Source organism: Dermabacter sp. HMSC06F07 (assembly GCF_001807345.1).
Classification (GTDB): domain Bacteria; phylum Actinomycetota; class Actinomycetes; order Actinomycetales; family Dermabacteraceae; genus Dermabacter; species Dermabacter hominis.
In genome coordinates, this window is the sequence record NZ_KV788582.1 from 1 (window position 1) to 14,695 (window position 14,695).

Genomic DNA, 14,695 nt, shown 5'->3' on the forward strand with positions numbered 1-14,695 from the left:
AGGGTGTCCACTAAACGAGGGTAACCTCAGCTCTGAACCTCGATGCGCAAATGTGACGGCTCTCCATAAAGCTGAGAATGCACGGAAATAGGGGATGCTAGGTTTGTCCGCGTTCCTTTGTGGATCTCGAGAGCGTCACGAATGTGGACCTCAAGGGCTCTGCGAGGGGCGAGACTCATGGGCCGCTGGCCCTGACCAACACGAAAGGTTGACGATGTCTACTTTCATGCGTAAGAACCGTTCGATCTCCATCATCGCCGCTGCCGGCGTGCTCGCTTTCGGCCTCGCGGGCTGTGGCGCCTCCAACGACGCGAAGAAGGATGATTCCGCTTCGAAGGAGACCACGACCGCTTCAGAGACCAAGGAAGACTCGACGTCGAGCGAGAGCTCAGCCTCGGCCTCGGATTCGGGCGAGAGCACGGATTCCGGCAGCGGCGCTGTCACGGGAGACGACGTCGCTTCGAGCGTTCACGGGACGCCCGTAGAGCTTGACGAAACCCCCTTCACGGAAGAAGACAAGAAGAAGGGCGCACAGGTCGTGGCCGACTTCTTCACCAGTTCGCTCGATAAGAAGTTCGAAGATGCGTGCACGAACATGGTGGCGAGGAACGGGGACGCCTACGAGCGCATGGATACCCCTGAGATCCGCGAACAGTGCGCTGCTCAGAACGAGCGAGTCCTCTCCAGCCAGGGCATCACCGAGGATCAGGCTGAGCAGATTAAGCAGGTGATGAAGCCCGAAAACCTTGAGATCCAGCCGAACGAGGACGGTACTGCCAAGGTTTTGTTCCAGGGCCAGGATCTCGGCATCTCGCTCCTCAAGGTGAAGGGCGCGGGTCCGCTCGTCGACATGAGGAATCTGTCTTCCTGATTCTCTCCATGGTTCGGGTCGGTCACCCGTGCTGAGGTGAGAGAAGAGTCAAGCCTGGGTGGCTCGGTAGTGTCGTCTACCGAGCCACCTTCGCTTTTTAACGGCGACAGTTCGAAATGTGGGAGTGGTCGTTGTCTTCTCGCAAGAGGTTGCGCAGGCTGAAAAAACTGTGTGTGTCTCTCGAGGAAGATGCAGAAACGGGCGTTACCTTGGTCGCATCATAGGTGTGGGAAGCGCACTCACAGACGCACCGGAAGAAAGGCGATCATGTCCGCAACACTACGCACCGCTCGTGCACTCTACGCCGCCGCAGCCGCGGGATTGCTTATTTTGGGTGCCGCCGGTTGCGGTGCCGTCAATGAAACAAAGAAAGAATCCGCGTCTGCATCGCCGTCCGCAGAAACCTCGTCGCCAGCGCCTACGACATCGGCTAGTGAATTCCCCGAGCCAACTGAAAAACCGGCGACCCAGGGTGGTACGGAAAACCCGACGACCCAGGGTGGCACGGACTCGAAACCCGCACCTCCCAGTGACGGCGGTGGAGTCGCTCCGGGCTCAGGCACCGGCGGGATTGGGAGTGGTGGCCTTGCAGGTCTAGGCGAGCCTGTCGAGATTGATCCCACGCCCCTCACCGATCAGGAAAAGGAGCAGGGGAAACAGATGATGGCCGACCTTCTCGTGGCAATCACCACGGGTGGGGATTTCAGTTCGCTCTGCGACACCACCGTATTCAAGGAGCCTGACGGATCGATGCGTCGCATGGATACTACTCCCGAGTTGCGCGAGAAGTGTGTTCAAGCCATGGACAGTTTTTCGGGTCAGAACCAAGGTGGTAGCGGCGTGACCGAGGAACAAGCCAGATCGATGTTTGATCCTGCCACTTATGAGCTAAAAGATAACGGTGATGGCACCTTTGCCCTGACAATGGCTGGCCAACCCCTCGGTTTCAACATTCTGAAGATTAAGGATGGCGGCGTTCGCCTCGCAGTTGCCCAGTAGTAGTTTTGCGCGGTGAGCTCGACGAAATAGTAGCGAAGGAGAACCAGATGAGAGTTGCGAATCGTATTTCTCGAACCATCGCAGTAGCAGTCGCGACTAGCGCACTGGCCGCAAGCGTCGCGTCGTGCGGAGCTCTGAATGAAGAGGGGAGAGAAGAAAAGGGGGCGAGCGAGCCCTCAGCCTCGTCGAGCGCCCCTGGGCATGATGAAAGTCCGTCAGCGACACCAGCCAGCCCCTCGGTGTCCAACGGGGGTGAGAATCCGGGTGCGAATGACCCCGGAGCCGCTACTCCCGATGCTCAGCAGCCGCCTGTGGCTCCGGGAGGGAACCAAACGCCGGCGGCACCCGGAGGGAACCAATCTCAACCGAGCCCCGGGGGTACCGGAGGTATCGACTCGTTCGAGGACATCCCCGAGAGTGCTAAGGCGAAATTGGATCCCACACCACTCACGCAAGAAGAGATGCAGCGTGGCCTGCAGCTTCCGCAGGAGATGATGACCAAAATGGTAGCGGGGGATGCTGCCGGAGTCTGCGACATGATGGTGCTGAGTAAGGATGGCACTCTTGTGCGATTCGATGTGCCGGAGCTCCGGGAGCAATGTGCCGCTCAGCTTCAAACCGGCATAGATTCCTCCTCTATGAAGAGCATGACGCCGGAACAGGTGAAAGAAGCTTCTGACCCGAAGCACTTCGAGCTTCACGATAATGGGGACGGCACAGCTACCTTCGCACGCGACGGCAAGCCGAGCCCAACGAAGCTTGCCCGGCTTGACGACGGCAGCCTTCGCCTTTTGGTCGATAATTTCTAGCTCGTTCCTCTCTGTTTCGGGAGCTGCTGGCTCTCGAAACAGACTCCTTTTAGAGCGGGAAATGGCAAAACCAAGCGACTTAATCCATATGAAAGGTTGACGATGTTTGCTCTTCCTTGCAAGATCCGTTCGCTGTGCACGATTGCCGCCGCTGGCGCGCTTATTCTTGGTCTTGCAGGCTGTGGCGATACCAAGGAGCCGGGAGCGAGCGATCCAACCTCGGAAGCAATAACGTCTCCGGCCGAAACCACCGCAGAGACGACGCCCACGCATAATGATGCCGCCTCCGACGGGGGTGGCGCGGGTCCCACCACACTCGAGCGGAGCGACTCAACAACCGAGCCTGACGAGGACGAGTCGCCTGGCGGCGGTGAGGTACATCCGGACGATGAACAGCCAACGGCGGATGAAGTTGGACCCCTCGAGAACCTTCCCGCGAGCGCCAAGGCCATGGTTGATCCCACGCCCCTCACCGAGGATGAGTTAAAACGCGGTCGCGACCTTCCCGCCGAGCTCGTGCGTCGTGTCCTCGACGGCAAGTATGAAGAGGCTTGCGGGTTGCTCGTTGCGGAGGAGGGAGGCAAGATGTTGCGCCTTGATGCTCCAGAACTACAGAAGGCTTGCATACTGCCTCTCAGGGAGAGCGTGGAAGGGCCTCAGGGTGACAGGGAAAGTGCAGAGGAAGCGCTTGGGGAAGCCAGCCCAGAGCGTATGACTCTCCGCGACGGGCACGACGGGACAGCCGAATTTCTTGTGGATGGAAGTCCCATAGGTATGACGCTTGTGAGGCTCGATGACGGCAGTCTGCGCTTGGTTGCCAGGGGCCTGCTGTAACTCGCGTCGACTTTGCGCAATTCACGTGACCGGCCAATTGGCGGTGATGTTGAAGATTCGAAGTCCTCAAACCCCACACCGCCACGGAGGCGCATTCATGAATCTCATCCGCACACGACGCCCCCTTGCCGTTTTTTTCGCGGCGACTCTCACGGCAGCCAGCCTCGCCGGGTGCGGGGCCCTCACTTCCTCCAAAGATGAGGGCAACCCGTCGAATTCCGCAACTGCGTCAAGCGCGCAACCGTCGGACTCCGCGAGCCCCGCACCCACAACCGCACCGTTGCCCGGTCCAACAACTTCGGCACCGGCGCCCGCGAACCCCGGCACGAGCGGTGGCCCGGCACCCCAGCCGGGGACTCCCACCACCGCTCCGCCTGCCCCGGAGCCGACCACAGCCCCTCCGAATCCGGCGCCCGCGCCCGGACCGGCGCCTGCTCCGGGGCCGCAGGATCCGGGCAGCGGTGGGGGAGCGACCCTCATGCCGAGCCGCACTCCCTTCACCGAGGAGGAAAAGCAGGAGGCGGTCAAGATCACCATCCTGTACGCGCAAGCGCGCATAGATTCGAACTGGGCCGTCGCGTGTGAACTCGCGGCTGCCGAGTCTAACGGCGGCTATTTCGTGCTCGAAAACCAGGTGGAGAAAAACGCGTGCGTGAGGGCGGCGAGCCAGCAAGTTGCGCCGATGGACCCCAATAAGGCGAACGCAATGCGCGAGGCGCTCAACGGTGCCGCCTTCACAGTCGAGGAACGTGGCGACGGTACAGCCGCCGTCAAGAGCGAAGAACTCGGTATGGGCTTCAACGTCGTCAAGCTTGAAGGCAAGGGTATTTACATCAAACCTTGAGGATGACGCCGGCGCAATGTGGGACGCGCCGCGAAAGATTTGAGCAGCACGAGGAAGTTCGGTAGGCTGACTCAGCGCCATGCGCGCAAGGAGACGTGGCAGAGTGGCCGAATGCGCTCCCCTGCTAAGGGAGTAGGCGGTGTAGAGCCGCCTCGGAGGTTCAAATCCTCTCGTCTCCGCAGATAGGATGTTCCCCCGCCCGCTTTAACGCGGGTGGGGGAATCTCTTTTAACCTTTGCCGCGTTAATTTTCCATGTGGCGTCGCACAGGTAACGAACGCGTTGGAGTGCCTCGTACCACTCGCTGCAATGCGTGGCGGATGCGGTTCAACCCCTGGATGCAGGTGGGACGCGTGTGGGAGTAGACTGGCCCCGGCTCATTCGGCGCTGATGGGGGACCGCGAGCGCCACGCCGGTGTTTTCGGTTCGCCACGGGTGCCACCCGCTTCCAAACGAGAGGTTTCAGGTGCGCGAACAGCACGACGATAGCCTTCACAACGTGCCCACGTTGACGGCCGAATTCCCGGTGGTGGGCGATGACCCGCTTATCGACGCCCCCTTGCGCGCGACCGTGCGTCGGCTTTCCACGCTCCTCGGTGAAACGCTCGCCGACCAGCACGGGCAAGAACTGCTCGACCTGGTTGAGGAGGTGCGTCAGCTTGCGAAGCAATCGAAGCAGTCGAAATCGGCCGAGGATACGATGCGCGTGCAGCGCCGCCTCGCGGAACTGCCGATCGAGCAGGCGACAGAGCTCACGCGTGCGTTCACCCAGTACTTCCTGCTTGCGAACGCCGCTGAGCAAACGTATCGCGTGCGCGCGCTCCAGGTGCAGGACGAAAACGACTCATGGATCCCCCGCACGGTGAAGTCCATCGCGGAAGAGGCCGGGGTGGAGGAGCTTCAGCGCACGGTTGACGAACTCGATGTGCGCCTCGTGTTCACGGCCCATCCCACGGAGGCCTCGCGCCGCGCGGTTCTCACGAAGCTGCGCCGCGTCTCGACTCTCCTCGAGACGGATACCGAGGAAGGTTCGCGCGCCCGTAAGAAACAAGATCGCGACCTTGCGGAAACAATCGAAGCGCTCTGGCAGACCGACGAGCTGCGCCGCACGCAACCAACCCCGCAGGATGAAGCGCGCAACGCAATCTTCTACTTGCGCTCGCTCTACCTCCACACGCTCCCCGAGGTTCTCGACGCGTTGCGCCACGAGCTTCGCGACTACGGCGCTGATCTTCCCGTGCGGAAGGTTCCGCTTCGCTTTGGTTCGTGGATCGGCGGTGACCGCGACGGCAACCCATACGTGACGGCAGACGTGACCCGCGAGGTGCTCAAACTTCAGGCCGATGCCGCGATCGATATCGCAGAGGCGTTCCTCGACACGCTCACTCTCGAGCTGTCGATGAGCTCGACTCTGATCGGTGAGGATGAGCAGTTCAACGAGAGCCTAAAGAAGGATCAAGAAGCTCTCACGTTCGTGCCCGAAAAGCAGTTTGAGCTGTTCGCCCACGAGCCGTATCGCCTCAAACTCTTTTCCATGCGTGCAAAGCTCGCGGCGACACGCACACGCATCCACAGCGGTGAAGCGCACAAGCCCGGCGTCGACTATCTCACCGGCGCTGAACTCCAGGACGATTTCGAAGAACTGCGCGATTCGCTCCGCAAGCACCGCGGTGATCTCATGGCTGACGGTTCGGTTGCCCTCGTGCAGTCTGTTCTCGCTGGCAGCGGCCTTAACCTCGCGATTATGGACGTACGCGAGCACGCCGAGAAGCACCACGACCTGCTCGCGGAAATGTTTGACCGGGTAGGCGAGCTCGATAAGGCGTACGGAGAGCTCACGCGTGAAGAGCGCACGACGGTGCTCTCCTCCGAGCTTGCATCGAAGCGACCACTCGCGAGCGCGCAGCTACTCGGCGAGGAATCCCCCCTCGATCCCTCGGTGCAGAACACGTTTAACGTCTTCCGCGAAATCCGCACCGCGCACCGCACGTACGGGCCGGATGTCATCCAGACCTATATCGTTTCGATGACCCGCGGCGCCGACGACATCCTTGCCGTGGCACTGCTCGCGCGCGAGGCAGGCCTCGTGGACCTTGCGGGCGACGAACCCCGCGCAGACATCGGCTTTAGCCCGCTGCTCGAAACCGTCGAAGAGCTTCGCCACGCGGGCGAGATCCTCGATGAACTCCTCAGTGACCCGAGTTATCGCGAAATCGTGCGCCTTCGCGGCGATCGCCACGAGATCATGCTCGGCTACTCCGATTCGAACAAGGAATCGGGCGTCATTACGAGCCAGTGGGAGATTCACCAGGCTCAGCGACGCCTGCGCGACGTTGCCGCCAAACACAACGTGACGCTGCGTCTGTTCCACGGTCGCGGAGGTAGCGTCGGCCGCGGCGGCGGTCCCACCTACGATGCGATTCTCGCGCAGCCCTACGGCGTTCTCGAGGGCGAAATCAAGTTCACCGAACAGGGCGAGGTCATCTCCGATAAGTACATGCTGCCCGTGCTCGCACGCGAAAACCTCGATCTTTCGCTTGCAGCCGTCATGCAGGGCTCAGCCCTGCACCGAAAGCCCCGCACGAGCCCGGAAGATCTGGAGCGCTTCGGCACCGTCATGGAAAACCTTTCCGACGCCTCCTTTGCGCGCTATCGCACCCTCATTGATGATCCCGACCTGCCTGAATACTTTGTGGCGTCCACGCCCGTGGAGCAGCTCGGTGACTTGAAGATCGGCTCGCGCCCCTCCAAGCGAACGACGAGCGAGAAGGGTCTCGATGGTCTGCGCGCAATCCCGTGGGTGTTCGGTTGGACGCAGTCGCGGCAGATCGTGCCCGGCTGGTTCGGTGCGGGCTCGGGCCTCAAGGCCGCTCGTGAGGCGGGCTTCGAGGACGACCTCAAGGAAATGTACGAGAACTGGCATTTCTTCCGGACCGTGATCTCGAACGTGGAGATGACGCTCGCGAAGACGGACATGGGCATCGCTTCGCACTACGTGCACTCGCTCGTGCCGACGCGACTGTGGCACCTGTTCGAGACGATCCGTGAAGAGTATGAACTGACGGTCGCCGAAATCGAGCGCCTCACGGGGGTGCTCGACCTTCTCGATAACTCGCCGGTACTCAAGAGGACACTCGAGGTGCGTGACCGCTACCTCGATCCCATCAGCTACATGCAGGTGGCGATGCTCCAGCGCGTGCGCGACGCTCACACGCGCGGGATTGAGATCACCGAAGCGGAAAAGCGTGCGCTGCTGACGACCATCAACGGCGTCGCCGCAGGCATGAAGAACACCGGCTGATTGTTGGTTCTATGCCGCAAAGGTGAAGGCCCGGCTCCTCGATGTGAGGGAACCGGGCCTTCGCCTTTAGTGTGCGAGGAACGCGCCGTTACTTGGCGGCGACAGCGGCCTCGCGCTCAGCCTTGATGGCATCCTTGCGGTAGGCCACCCAGAAGTAGCAGCCGACGCACAGGGCGCCACCGATGATGTTGCCGAGGGTCACGGGGAGAAGGTTGCCGAAGATGATCTTGCCCCAGTTGATCATGTCGAAATCGGCGGCAGTCACGCCGGCGTTCGTGATGGCTTCACCGGCCCAGAAGGAATCCGCGCCGAAGGTCTTGATGAGCCAGCCCATGGGAAGCATGAACATGTTCGCGATCGAGTGCTCGAAGCCGGTAGACACAAAGATCACGAGCGGAACGACGATCGCGAGGCCCTTATCGATGAACGAGCGGCCCGCGAAGGTGAGCCACACGGCCATACACACGAGGATGTTACAGAGAATGCCGAGGACGAAAGCGTTGCCCCAGTCGAGTGAAAGCTTGCTCTTCGTGACGTTGAGGATGATGAGGCCCCACGCGCTCTTGTTTGTGGCCGGGGTGTTGGCGAGGAACACGAGGATCGCAATCGTCACCGAACCGACGAAGTTCGCGACGTAGGACAGGCCCCAGTGGCGGAGCAGCTGGCCGGCGGTAATGCGCTTGGACAGGAGCGGCATGATGTTGAGGGTCGTGCCCGTGAAGAGGTCCGAGCCGGAGTTGATGACCATGATGAGGCCGGTCGCGAAGAACGCGCCACCGATCATCTTCGTGATGCCGAGCGGCCACTCGCCGGGAGCGCCCTGCTGAGTGGTGACGAACATGATGAAGCCAAACGCAATGTAGGCGCCGCCGGTGAGGCCCAGCCAGAAAATCTTCCAGGCCGGCATCGTGGCCTTCGCGTACATGCCGTCTTCAAGTGCCTTCGCCATGGCAGGCGCAGGCGGAATATTGAGCTTATTTGCGAGGTCGTCCACGGGACGTCTCCTTTAGGGATCAGGGGTAAAGGGACCTTTGGCGCACTAAGCGCCCTGGTCATAGCCTACGCCCTCGCCCCAGCTTTAGTGGAAATTGGCAGCTATTTCCACTCGACGATTGGCCAGCGGTTCTTCTTTGCCTCGGCGTACAGGCCCAGGTCGGGCGAGATAGCCGTGGGGTTCCCGAGCACCCCGAGCCAGGCGGCGTCGGCATGCGAATCACCGTAACCGTAGGAATGAGCGAGATCGAAGTTCCCGTTTTGCGCGTACTTCTTTAGCCAATTTGCGCGGGCCTCGCCGACCACCGGGGGAGTGGCGAGGTAGCCCGTGAGGACGCCGTTTTCTTCGTGCATGTGGGTCGCCACGACCTCGTCGAAGAGATCCGCGAGGGGTTCCACCAGGATGTCGAGGGCCCCGGTGATGAGGATCGTGCGGTGCCCGGCGGCGCGGTGCTCCTCGAGGCGTTCGAGTGCCTGCGCCTTAATCTGGCCGCGAACCTTCTCGCCGAGCTCACCCGCGAGAACCTCCTGGAGTTCCGCCGTGGTGAAACCGCGGTAACGGCGCATGACGCTTCGAATGAACTCCGAGCGCGAGTGCTGTTCATTGCGCAGGTACTGGGGGAGCGCCCCCGCGAGCTTGACGACTTCCTTTGCGCCACCGGCGCTTGAACGGGTTTCCTTCACGATCGCGAGATACTGCTGCACGATGTTCTGCGCGATCACGGTGCCGTCGAGGTCAAACACGGCGAGAGTGTCGCTCGAGGCGGTCAGCTCACTCGGCTTGCGTTCGGCTCGAGCCTTGCGGGCCGCCTTTTGGCGTGAGTAGGCGTTCGTAAGCTCGGTGACAGCGGGCAGGTGGTGATCGCGGAAGTACGAGGTCCAGTCGAGATCAGTGATGTCGAAGTCGTACTTCTCGAGGAACTCCTCGGGAAGCGATGCGCGCAGCGCGCGCGTGTTCGCGTCGTCAAAGACCATTTCGGTCTTCGTGTACGCCTTGTAGAGACCCATGAACTTCTTGAGGGTGTCGAGGGCGGAGGAGTTCTTGTGGAGCTTGCCAGCCCAGGAGCGGGTAGTGCGAGTGCCGGGGAGGCGTCCGACGGCAACCTCGGCTGCCTTGACTGCCGTGTTTGTGGCCCAGAACTTCGCCTCGACCAAATCGACCGACGGGAAGGTCCACATGGGAACCGCAATCGGCTCGCCCTTGTCGTCCGTCAGGGGATTTTCCACGAAGTAGTCGTGGACGATGCTCACCATCTCGTGGAGGGGGAGCGGGTTCGAGTTGCCCGAGGCGACCTGGTAGTACGCCTCATCGCCCGTGCGCTCAACGTTCTGAGTTGCCAGCGCAAGGATGACACCGACGATGTGGTCGACGGGGATGATATCGAGAATCGAATCGGGCAGGCCCGGGAACTCCGAGAGCCGACCCTTGCCGTAGGCCATGATGAGCGGGTCGGCGACCTTGTACCCGTCGATCCAGCCGGGGAAGGGGTGAGAGACAGCCGATTCGATGATGGCGGGACGCACGAAACTCAGGCGGTGGCCGGAATCGGCCCACATCTCTTCGCCTACACGTTCGGCCATGGCCTTCGTGAACGTGTAAATGTCGGTCCAGCCAAGCGAGTTCGCGCGTTGGAGGCCGTAATCCTGCAGGCGGGCACGCACCCACGCGCGACGAGCGTCCTCCGCGACCGAGGCGATCGCCTTTGGGCCCATCTTGCCGCTCTTCAGTTCAGCGAGGCGCAGGTTCTTCTTGATCTGTTCAGGCGTGCGCGAGAGTGCATCGACTTCGCGTGCCGCCGCAAACGCGGCGTCGTACTCTTCGCGCCAGTTCACGTTGTGCGTGAGGCGGCCTTCGCGGCACAGACCCTTGGCGAGACCGCTCACGTACGAGGTGGACACGTGAATGACGTGGGGATCCTGGCCGCCTGGCAGCGTCTTCTTCGATTCGAGGAGAGCCTCATACAGGTTCTTCGCTCCACCCACATTCGTGGCGAAGGCTTCGTTAATGGGCGGGTCGAAGCTCACCGAGCTCGCCGAGTGCACAACGACATCAAACGTGCGCTCAAGCGGGGGGAGATTTGTCAGGTCGCCCTCGATGACGTCGGTGCGTTCCTCGAAGGCTGTGCGCACGGCATCTTCGCCTACGCGATCACTCCACGAGGTGAATGAAGGCTTGCGCAGCAAGGTGGCAAGCCGCTTCTTACCCGTGAGCGTCCCCTTGGGGCGCACGATAGCCGTCACGCGAACCTCGGGGAAATGCTCGAGGAAAGCCTGGAGAACAGCCTGGCCTAGAAAGCCTGTCGCCCCCGTGAGAAGAACTTCGCGATACTTGGTATTTGCGCTGGTAGAGGGCACAGACATGCGGTTAAATCCTCGCGATCGAGCATTGGTGAAAGTATTGGGGCGCCCGCGTGGGCATGCGCGTCTAGTGTATCGTAGGGGCCATGCATAGGGCCCTCATCACCGGCGGCACCTCTGGTATTGGGGCCGCTTTCGCGCGCGAATTCGCCAAGCGGCGTGTCGACCTCGTGCTGGTCGCCCGCAATGCCGATCGTCTTTCGCGTTTCGCACAAGACCTCCGCACCCGCTACGACATCGATGTTGAAGAGATGGTGTGCGATCTCGAAGTTGTCGCAGATCGCGATCGCGTCGAAGAGCGTCTGGCTCAAGAAAGCAGCGAGCACCCGGCAGTGGACATCCTCGTGAATAACGCGGGCTTCAGCGTGCGTAGCGACATCCTCGGCGAGGATCTCTCGCTTCACGACTCGGGGATCGACGTGATGATCCGGGCTGTCCTCCACCTCTCTAACGCAGCCGGCCGGGCCATGGCTCGCCGCGGCAAAGGGTGGATCATCAACGTGAACTCCGTTTCCGGGTATCTCCCGCAAAACAACTACTCCGCGATCAAGGCGTGGGGCAATACCTACACCGAAGCGCTCGCGGTTCGCCTCGCGGGCAGCGGTGTGCACGTGACCTCGCTCCAGCCAGGCTGGGTCCGTACCGAATTCCACGAGCGTGCGGGTATCTCCGGCTCGTCGATCCCCGACTTCCTGTGGCTCTCGCCGGAGCGCCTCGTGAGGGAATGCCTGCAGGATGTGGCGCGCGGAAAGCTCATCTCGGTCCCCTCAAAGCGCTTTAAGGTGCTCGCTTTCCTCGCGCGGATCGCTCCCCGGAACATCATGCATTCAATCGCGGCGTGGTTCACGAAACGGCGCAACAGCGAGAAACCGCTTTCTCAATCCGCCACGAAGGGAAGCAAGTGAGCAGGTATCACGACCCCTCCCTTTACCGCTCGACCTGGCGCGCGTACCTTCGCGCGCTGCTCGTGCGAGTCGGATTCAAGGGCGTCGTGAAGAGCGCCGTGACGCAGAAGATCGTCGTCGATCCCGCAGTGAAAAAGGTACGCGGTGCCTACCTGCTCGTCGCAAATCACTCGAGCCACCTCGATGCGCCCATGCTGGCGCAAGGCCTCCCCTTTACCCAGGGCAAATACCTCTCCACGGGCGTCGCGCGAGAGTACTTCTTCGACATTTGGTACCGCCGCATCTTCGTGCGAGCGCTCTTCAATGCCTTCCCCATCGACCGCGACGGCTCCCGCAAGCACTCGGGCATCACGCGAACACTGCTCACCGCGGGCATCCCCGTGCTTGTTTTTCCCGAGGGGACACGGTCGAAGACGGGGAAGATGGCCGAGTTTAAACCCGGCGCCGCGTCACTCGCCATCAGCGAAAACGTGCCCGTCATTCCAGCTGCACTGATCGGTGCGCACGAAGCGATGCCCAAAGGCCGCAGCTGGCCAAAGCCGGGAAAGCCCCCGGTCGGGGTCGTCATTGGTGCGCCCCTTCGAGCTGAGGAAGGCGAGAGCGCACTCAGCTTCAACGCGAGGATTCAGGCGGCCGTCCGAACTCTTAAAGCCCACAATTACGAAGCCATCATGGGAACCCAACCACCCGAGGAGCAAGCGTCATGAACAGCCCCATTTCGGCACGCGAGGTCAAGCGACACAAATGGTGGGGGTGGGGTCTTGACGACATCACCTTCCGCTGGGACAACAAGCCCGCTTTCCCCGGCTTTGCCAAGTCCAAGATCGGCATGGATCTCGAGAAGCTCACGCCGGCGCCGGAGCCGCAGCTGAGCGACTATGAGGTTCCCGAGAGCCGCCTCGGTGCCGAGGACCGCGCCGCCCTCGCCGGCATTGTGGGGGAGGACAACCTTCTCGATGACGACGAGTACCGCGTCGTCCACTCCTTCGGCCGCTCCGTGATCGACCTGTTCCGCGCGCGCACCGGGGATTTTGCCCGCATCGTCGATGCCGTGATCTACCCGAAGAGCGACGACGAGGTCCAGCAGATCCTCGCCTACATCGTTGAGCACGACCTCGTGGCGATCCCCTACGGCGGCGGCTCCTCGATCTCCGGTTCCGTTACCCCGAACGTTAACGAAGAGCGCCCCATCATCACGATCAACCTCGGCCGCATGCGCGAGGTCATCTCGATCGACGATACCTCCGGCCTCGCCCGCGTTGAGGCCGGCGTGTACGGTCCCGATCTCGAAGAGCAGCTCAACGAGCTCGGCTGGATGATGGGGCACTTCCCCGACTCGTTCACCTATTCGACGCTCGGTGGCTGGGCTGCGACCCGCTCGACCGGCATGCAGTCGGATCGCTACGGCGACATTGAGGACATCGTGCGGGGTCTCAGGGTCGTGCGCCCCGACGGCATTGTCGAGACCAAGCCGATCCCCGGCCGCGACTCTGGTTCGAGCATCCACGAAATGATCCTCGGTTCCGAAGGTCGCCTCGGTGTCATCACGGAATGCACCGTGCGCGTGCATCGCATGGCGGAAAACCGCGTCGTCATCGCGTACATGTTCCCCGATTGGGAATCCGGCATCCGCGGCATGCACGCCATTGCCCGTAGCGAAGTCCACCCCGTGTTCACGCGCCTGAGCGACGGTCCGGAGACTGCCTTCAGCCTGTCGATGCTCAAAGAGCCCAAGGATAAAAAGGGCGAGATCACCCGCAAGGTCCAGGACACCCTTTTCGCGTATCTGCGCAAGAAGGGCTGGGACACCGAGAACGAGATGTGCATGAGCTACGTGTGCTTCGAGGGATCGAAAGCCCAGATCAGCCGCGAGCAGGCCGCAGTGAAGAAGATCGTCAAGAAGGCCGGCGGCATTACCCTCGGTGCGGGCCCCGGGGCGATCTATGACCAGAAGAAGTTCGATACTCCCTACCTTCGCGACTTCCTCCTCGGCCTCAACGTGTTCGGCGACGTCTCCGATACGGGCACCACGTGGGCACGGATTAACGAGATGCACTCGAAGGTGTATGACACGTTCTACGCGAAGCTCGATGAGCTCGGGATTCCCGGCTTCTTCTTCTGCCACATGAGCCACAGCTACCACCAGGGTGCATGCCTGTACTTCACGTTCGCCGTTCCTTACGCGAACAACGAGGTCATGCTCGAGCAGTACACGGCGATCAAGCATGCGGTGCAAAGTGAGTTCCAGAAGCACGCTGGCACTCTTTCGCACCACCACGCGGTCGGAACCGAGCACCAGCCCTGGATTGAGGAAGAGGCCGGTCCTCTCGGCGTCAAGATGATGCGTGATCTCTACGAGACTCAGGACCCGGGCAAGAACCTCAACCCCGGCAAGATCGTTTCCTGACGCTTGCCTCGTGGCCATTGAGGTTGCACGAAAACGCCGCGCCTTCGCCCATGCCGGGCGGGGTGCGGCGTTTCTTTGTGGGGCGATGGGAGAGGGCAAGCGTCGGATCCCGGCCCGGCACCGCGGACCCGCCATGCACATATCGCCCGGCCCGCTGGCCACCCCTCCGTCCCGGCTCACCTCTTCCGCCCGGGCTTCTCGGCCCTTTTCCTGGTCTAGGAAACTAAACCCAACGTTTGTGGCGGTATCCGGTCGCATTCCGCCACAAACGTTGGGCACAGATTCACGTATCGACGATGGAGAGCGCAAAAAGGCCCTCCACCGAAGTGGAGGGCCTTTTTGCTGGCGCGCCCGGAGGGATTCGAACCCCCAACC

At 61.7% G+C, this 14,695-nt stretch carries 11 protein-coding genes and 1 tRNA gene; 10 read left to right on the top strand and 2 right to left on the bottom strand.

Annotated elements, in window-relative coordinates; genetic code table 11:
• Positions 1-214: 214 nt before the first annotated feature.
• The 7 genes from HMPREF3157_RS04500 (at position 215) to ppc (ending at position 7,657) form a co-directional block, all read left to right on the top strand.
• Positions 215-871, top strand: coding sequence for a hypothetical protein (locus HMPREF3157_RS04500; RefSeq protein ID WP_070435653.1), 657 nt, complete (start codon positions 215-217; stop codon positions 869-871).
• A gap of 267 nt (positions 872-1,138) precedes the next feature.
• A complete protein-coding gene (locus HMPREF3157_RS10410; protein ID WP_141740619.1) occupies positions 1,139-1,870 on the top strand; it encodes a hypothetical protein in 732 nt (243 codons plus the stop codon).
• A gap of 431 nt (positions 1,871-2,301) precedes the next feature.
• A complete protein-coding gene (locus HMPREF3157_RS04510; RefSeq protein WP_141740620.1) occupies positions 2,302-2,679 on the top strand; it encodes a hypothetical protein in 378 nt (125 codons plus the stop codon).
• 102 nt (positions 2,680-2,781) lie between these two features.
• Entirely contained in the window at positions 2,782-3,513 is a 732-nt protein-coding gene (locus HMPREF3157_RS04515) for a hypothetical protein (RefSeq protein ID WP_034371002.1), read from the top strand.
• Between the two features lie 97 nt (positions 3,514-3,610).
• Positions 3,611-4,357 (top strand): hypothetical protein, encoded by a 747-nt coding sequence (locus tag HMPREF3157_RS10415; protein ID WP_016663363.1) that lies wholly within the window; start codon positions 3,611-3,613, stop codon positions 4,355-4,357.
• Between the two features lie 89 nt (positions 4,358-4,446).
• Positions 4,447-4,536 (top strand) — tRNA-Ser (locus HMPREF3157_RS04525).
• Positions 4,537-4,855: 319 nt separating this feature from the next.
• Positions 4,856-7,657: a phosphoenolpyruvate carboxylase gene (gene ppc, locus HMPREF3157_RS04530; RefSeq protein WP_070435659.1), complete on the top strand. Its 2,802-nt coding sequence runs from the start codon at positions 4,856-4,858 to the stop codon at positions 7,655-7,657.
• Between the two features lie 88 nt (positions 7,658-7,745).
• On the opposite strand, the gene HMPREF3157_RS04535 is transcribed toward ppc, so the two are convergent.
• Positions 7,746-8,651 carry a formate/nitrite transporter family protein gene (locus HMPREF3157_RS04535; RefSeq protein WP_070435654.1) on the bottom strand — a complete coding sequence of 302 codons (906 nt, stop codon included), beginning with the start codon at positions 8,649-8,651 and terminating at the stop codon, positions 7,746-7,748.
• A gap of 101 nt (positions 8,652-8,752) precedes the next feature.
• Complete coding sequence (locus HMPREF3157_RS04540; protein ID WP_070435655.1) at positions 8,753-11,011, bottom strand: HAD-IB family hydrolase; 2,259 nt, start codon at positions 11,009-11,011, stop codon at positions 8,753-8,755.
• Positions 11,012-11,094: 83 nt separating this feature from the next.
• On the opposite strand from HMPREF3157_RS04540, the gene HMPREF3157_RS04545 reads away from it, so the two are divergent.
• Genes HMPREF3157_RS04545 through HMPREF3157_RS04555 form a run of 3 tightly spaced genes read left to right on the top strand, consistent with a single transcriptional unit; the run spans position 11,095 to position 14,320 of the window.
• Positions 11,095-11,913 (top strand): SDR family NAD(P)-dependent oxidoreductase, encoded by an 819-nt coding sequence (locus HMPREF3157_RS04545; protein ID WP_070435656.1) that lies wholly within the window; start codon positions 11,095-11,097, stop codon positions 11,911-11,913.
• A complete protein-coding gene (locus tag HMPREF3157_RS04550) occupies positions 11,910-12,620 on the top strand; it encodes a lysophospholipid acyltransferase family protein (protein WP_070435657.1) in 711 nt (236 codons plus the stop codon). Before HMPREF3157_RS04545 ends, HMPREF3157_RS04550 begins: the two co-directional genes overlap by 4 nt.
• Positions 12,617-14,320, top strand: a complete 1,704-nt coding sequence (locus HMPREF3157_RS04555; RefSeq protein WP_070435658.1) for an FAD-binding oxidoreductase — start codon at positions 12,617-12,619, stop codon at positions 14,318-14,320. Before HMPREF3157_RS04550 ends, HMPREF3157_RS04555 begins: the two co-directional genes overlap by 4 nt.
• Positions 14,321-14,695 lie beyond the last annotated feature (375 nt).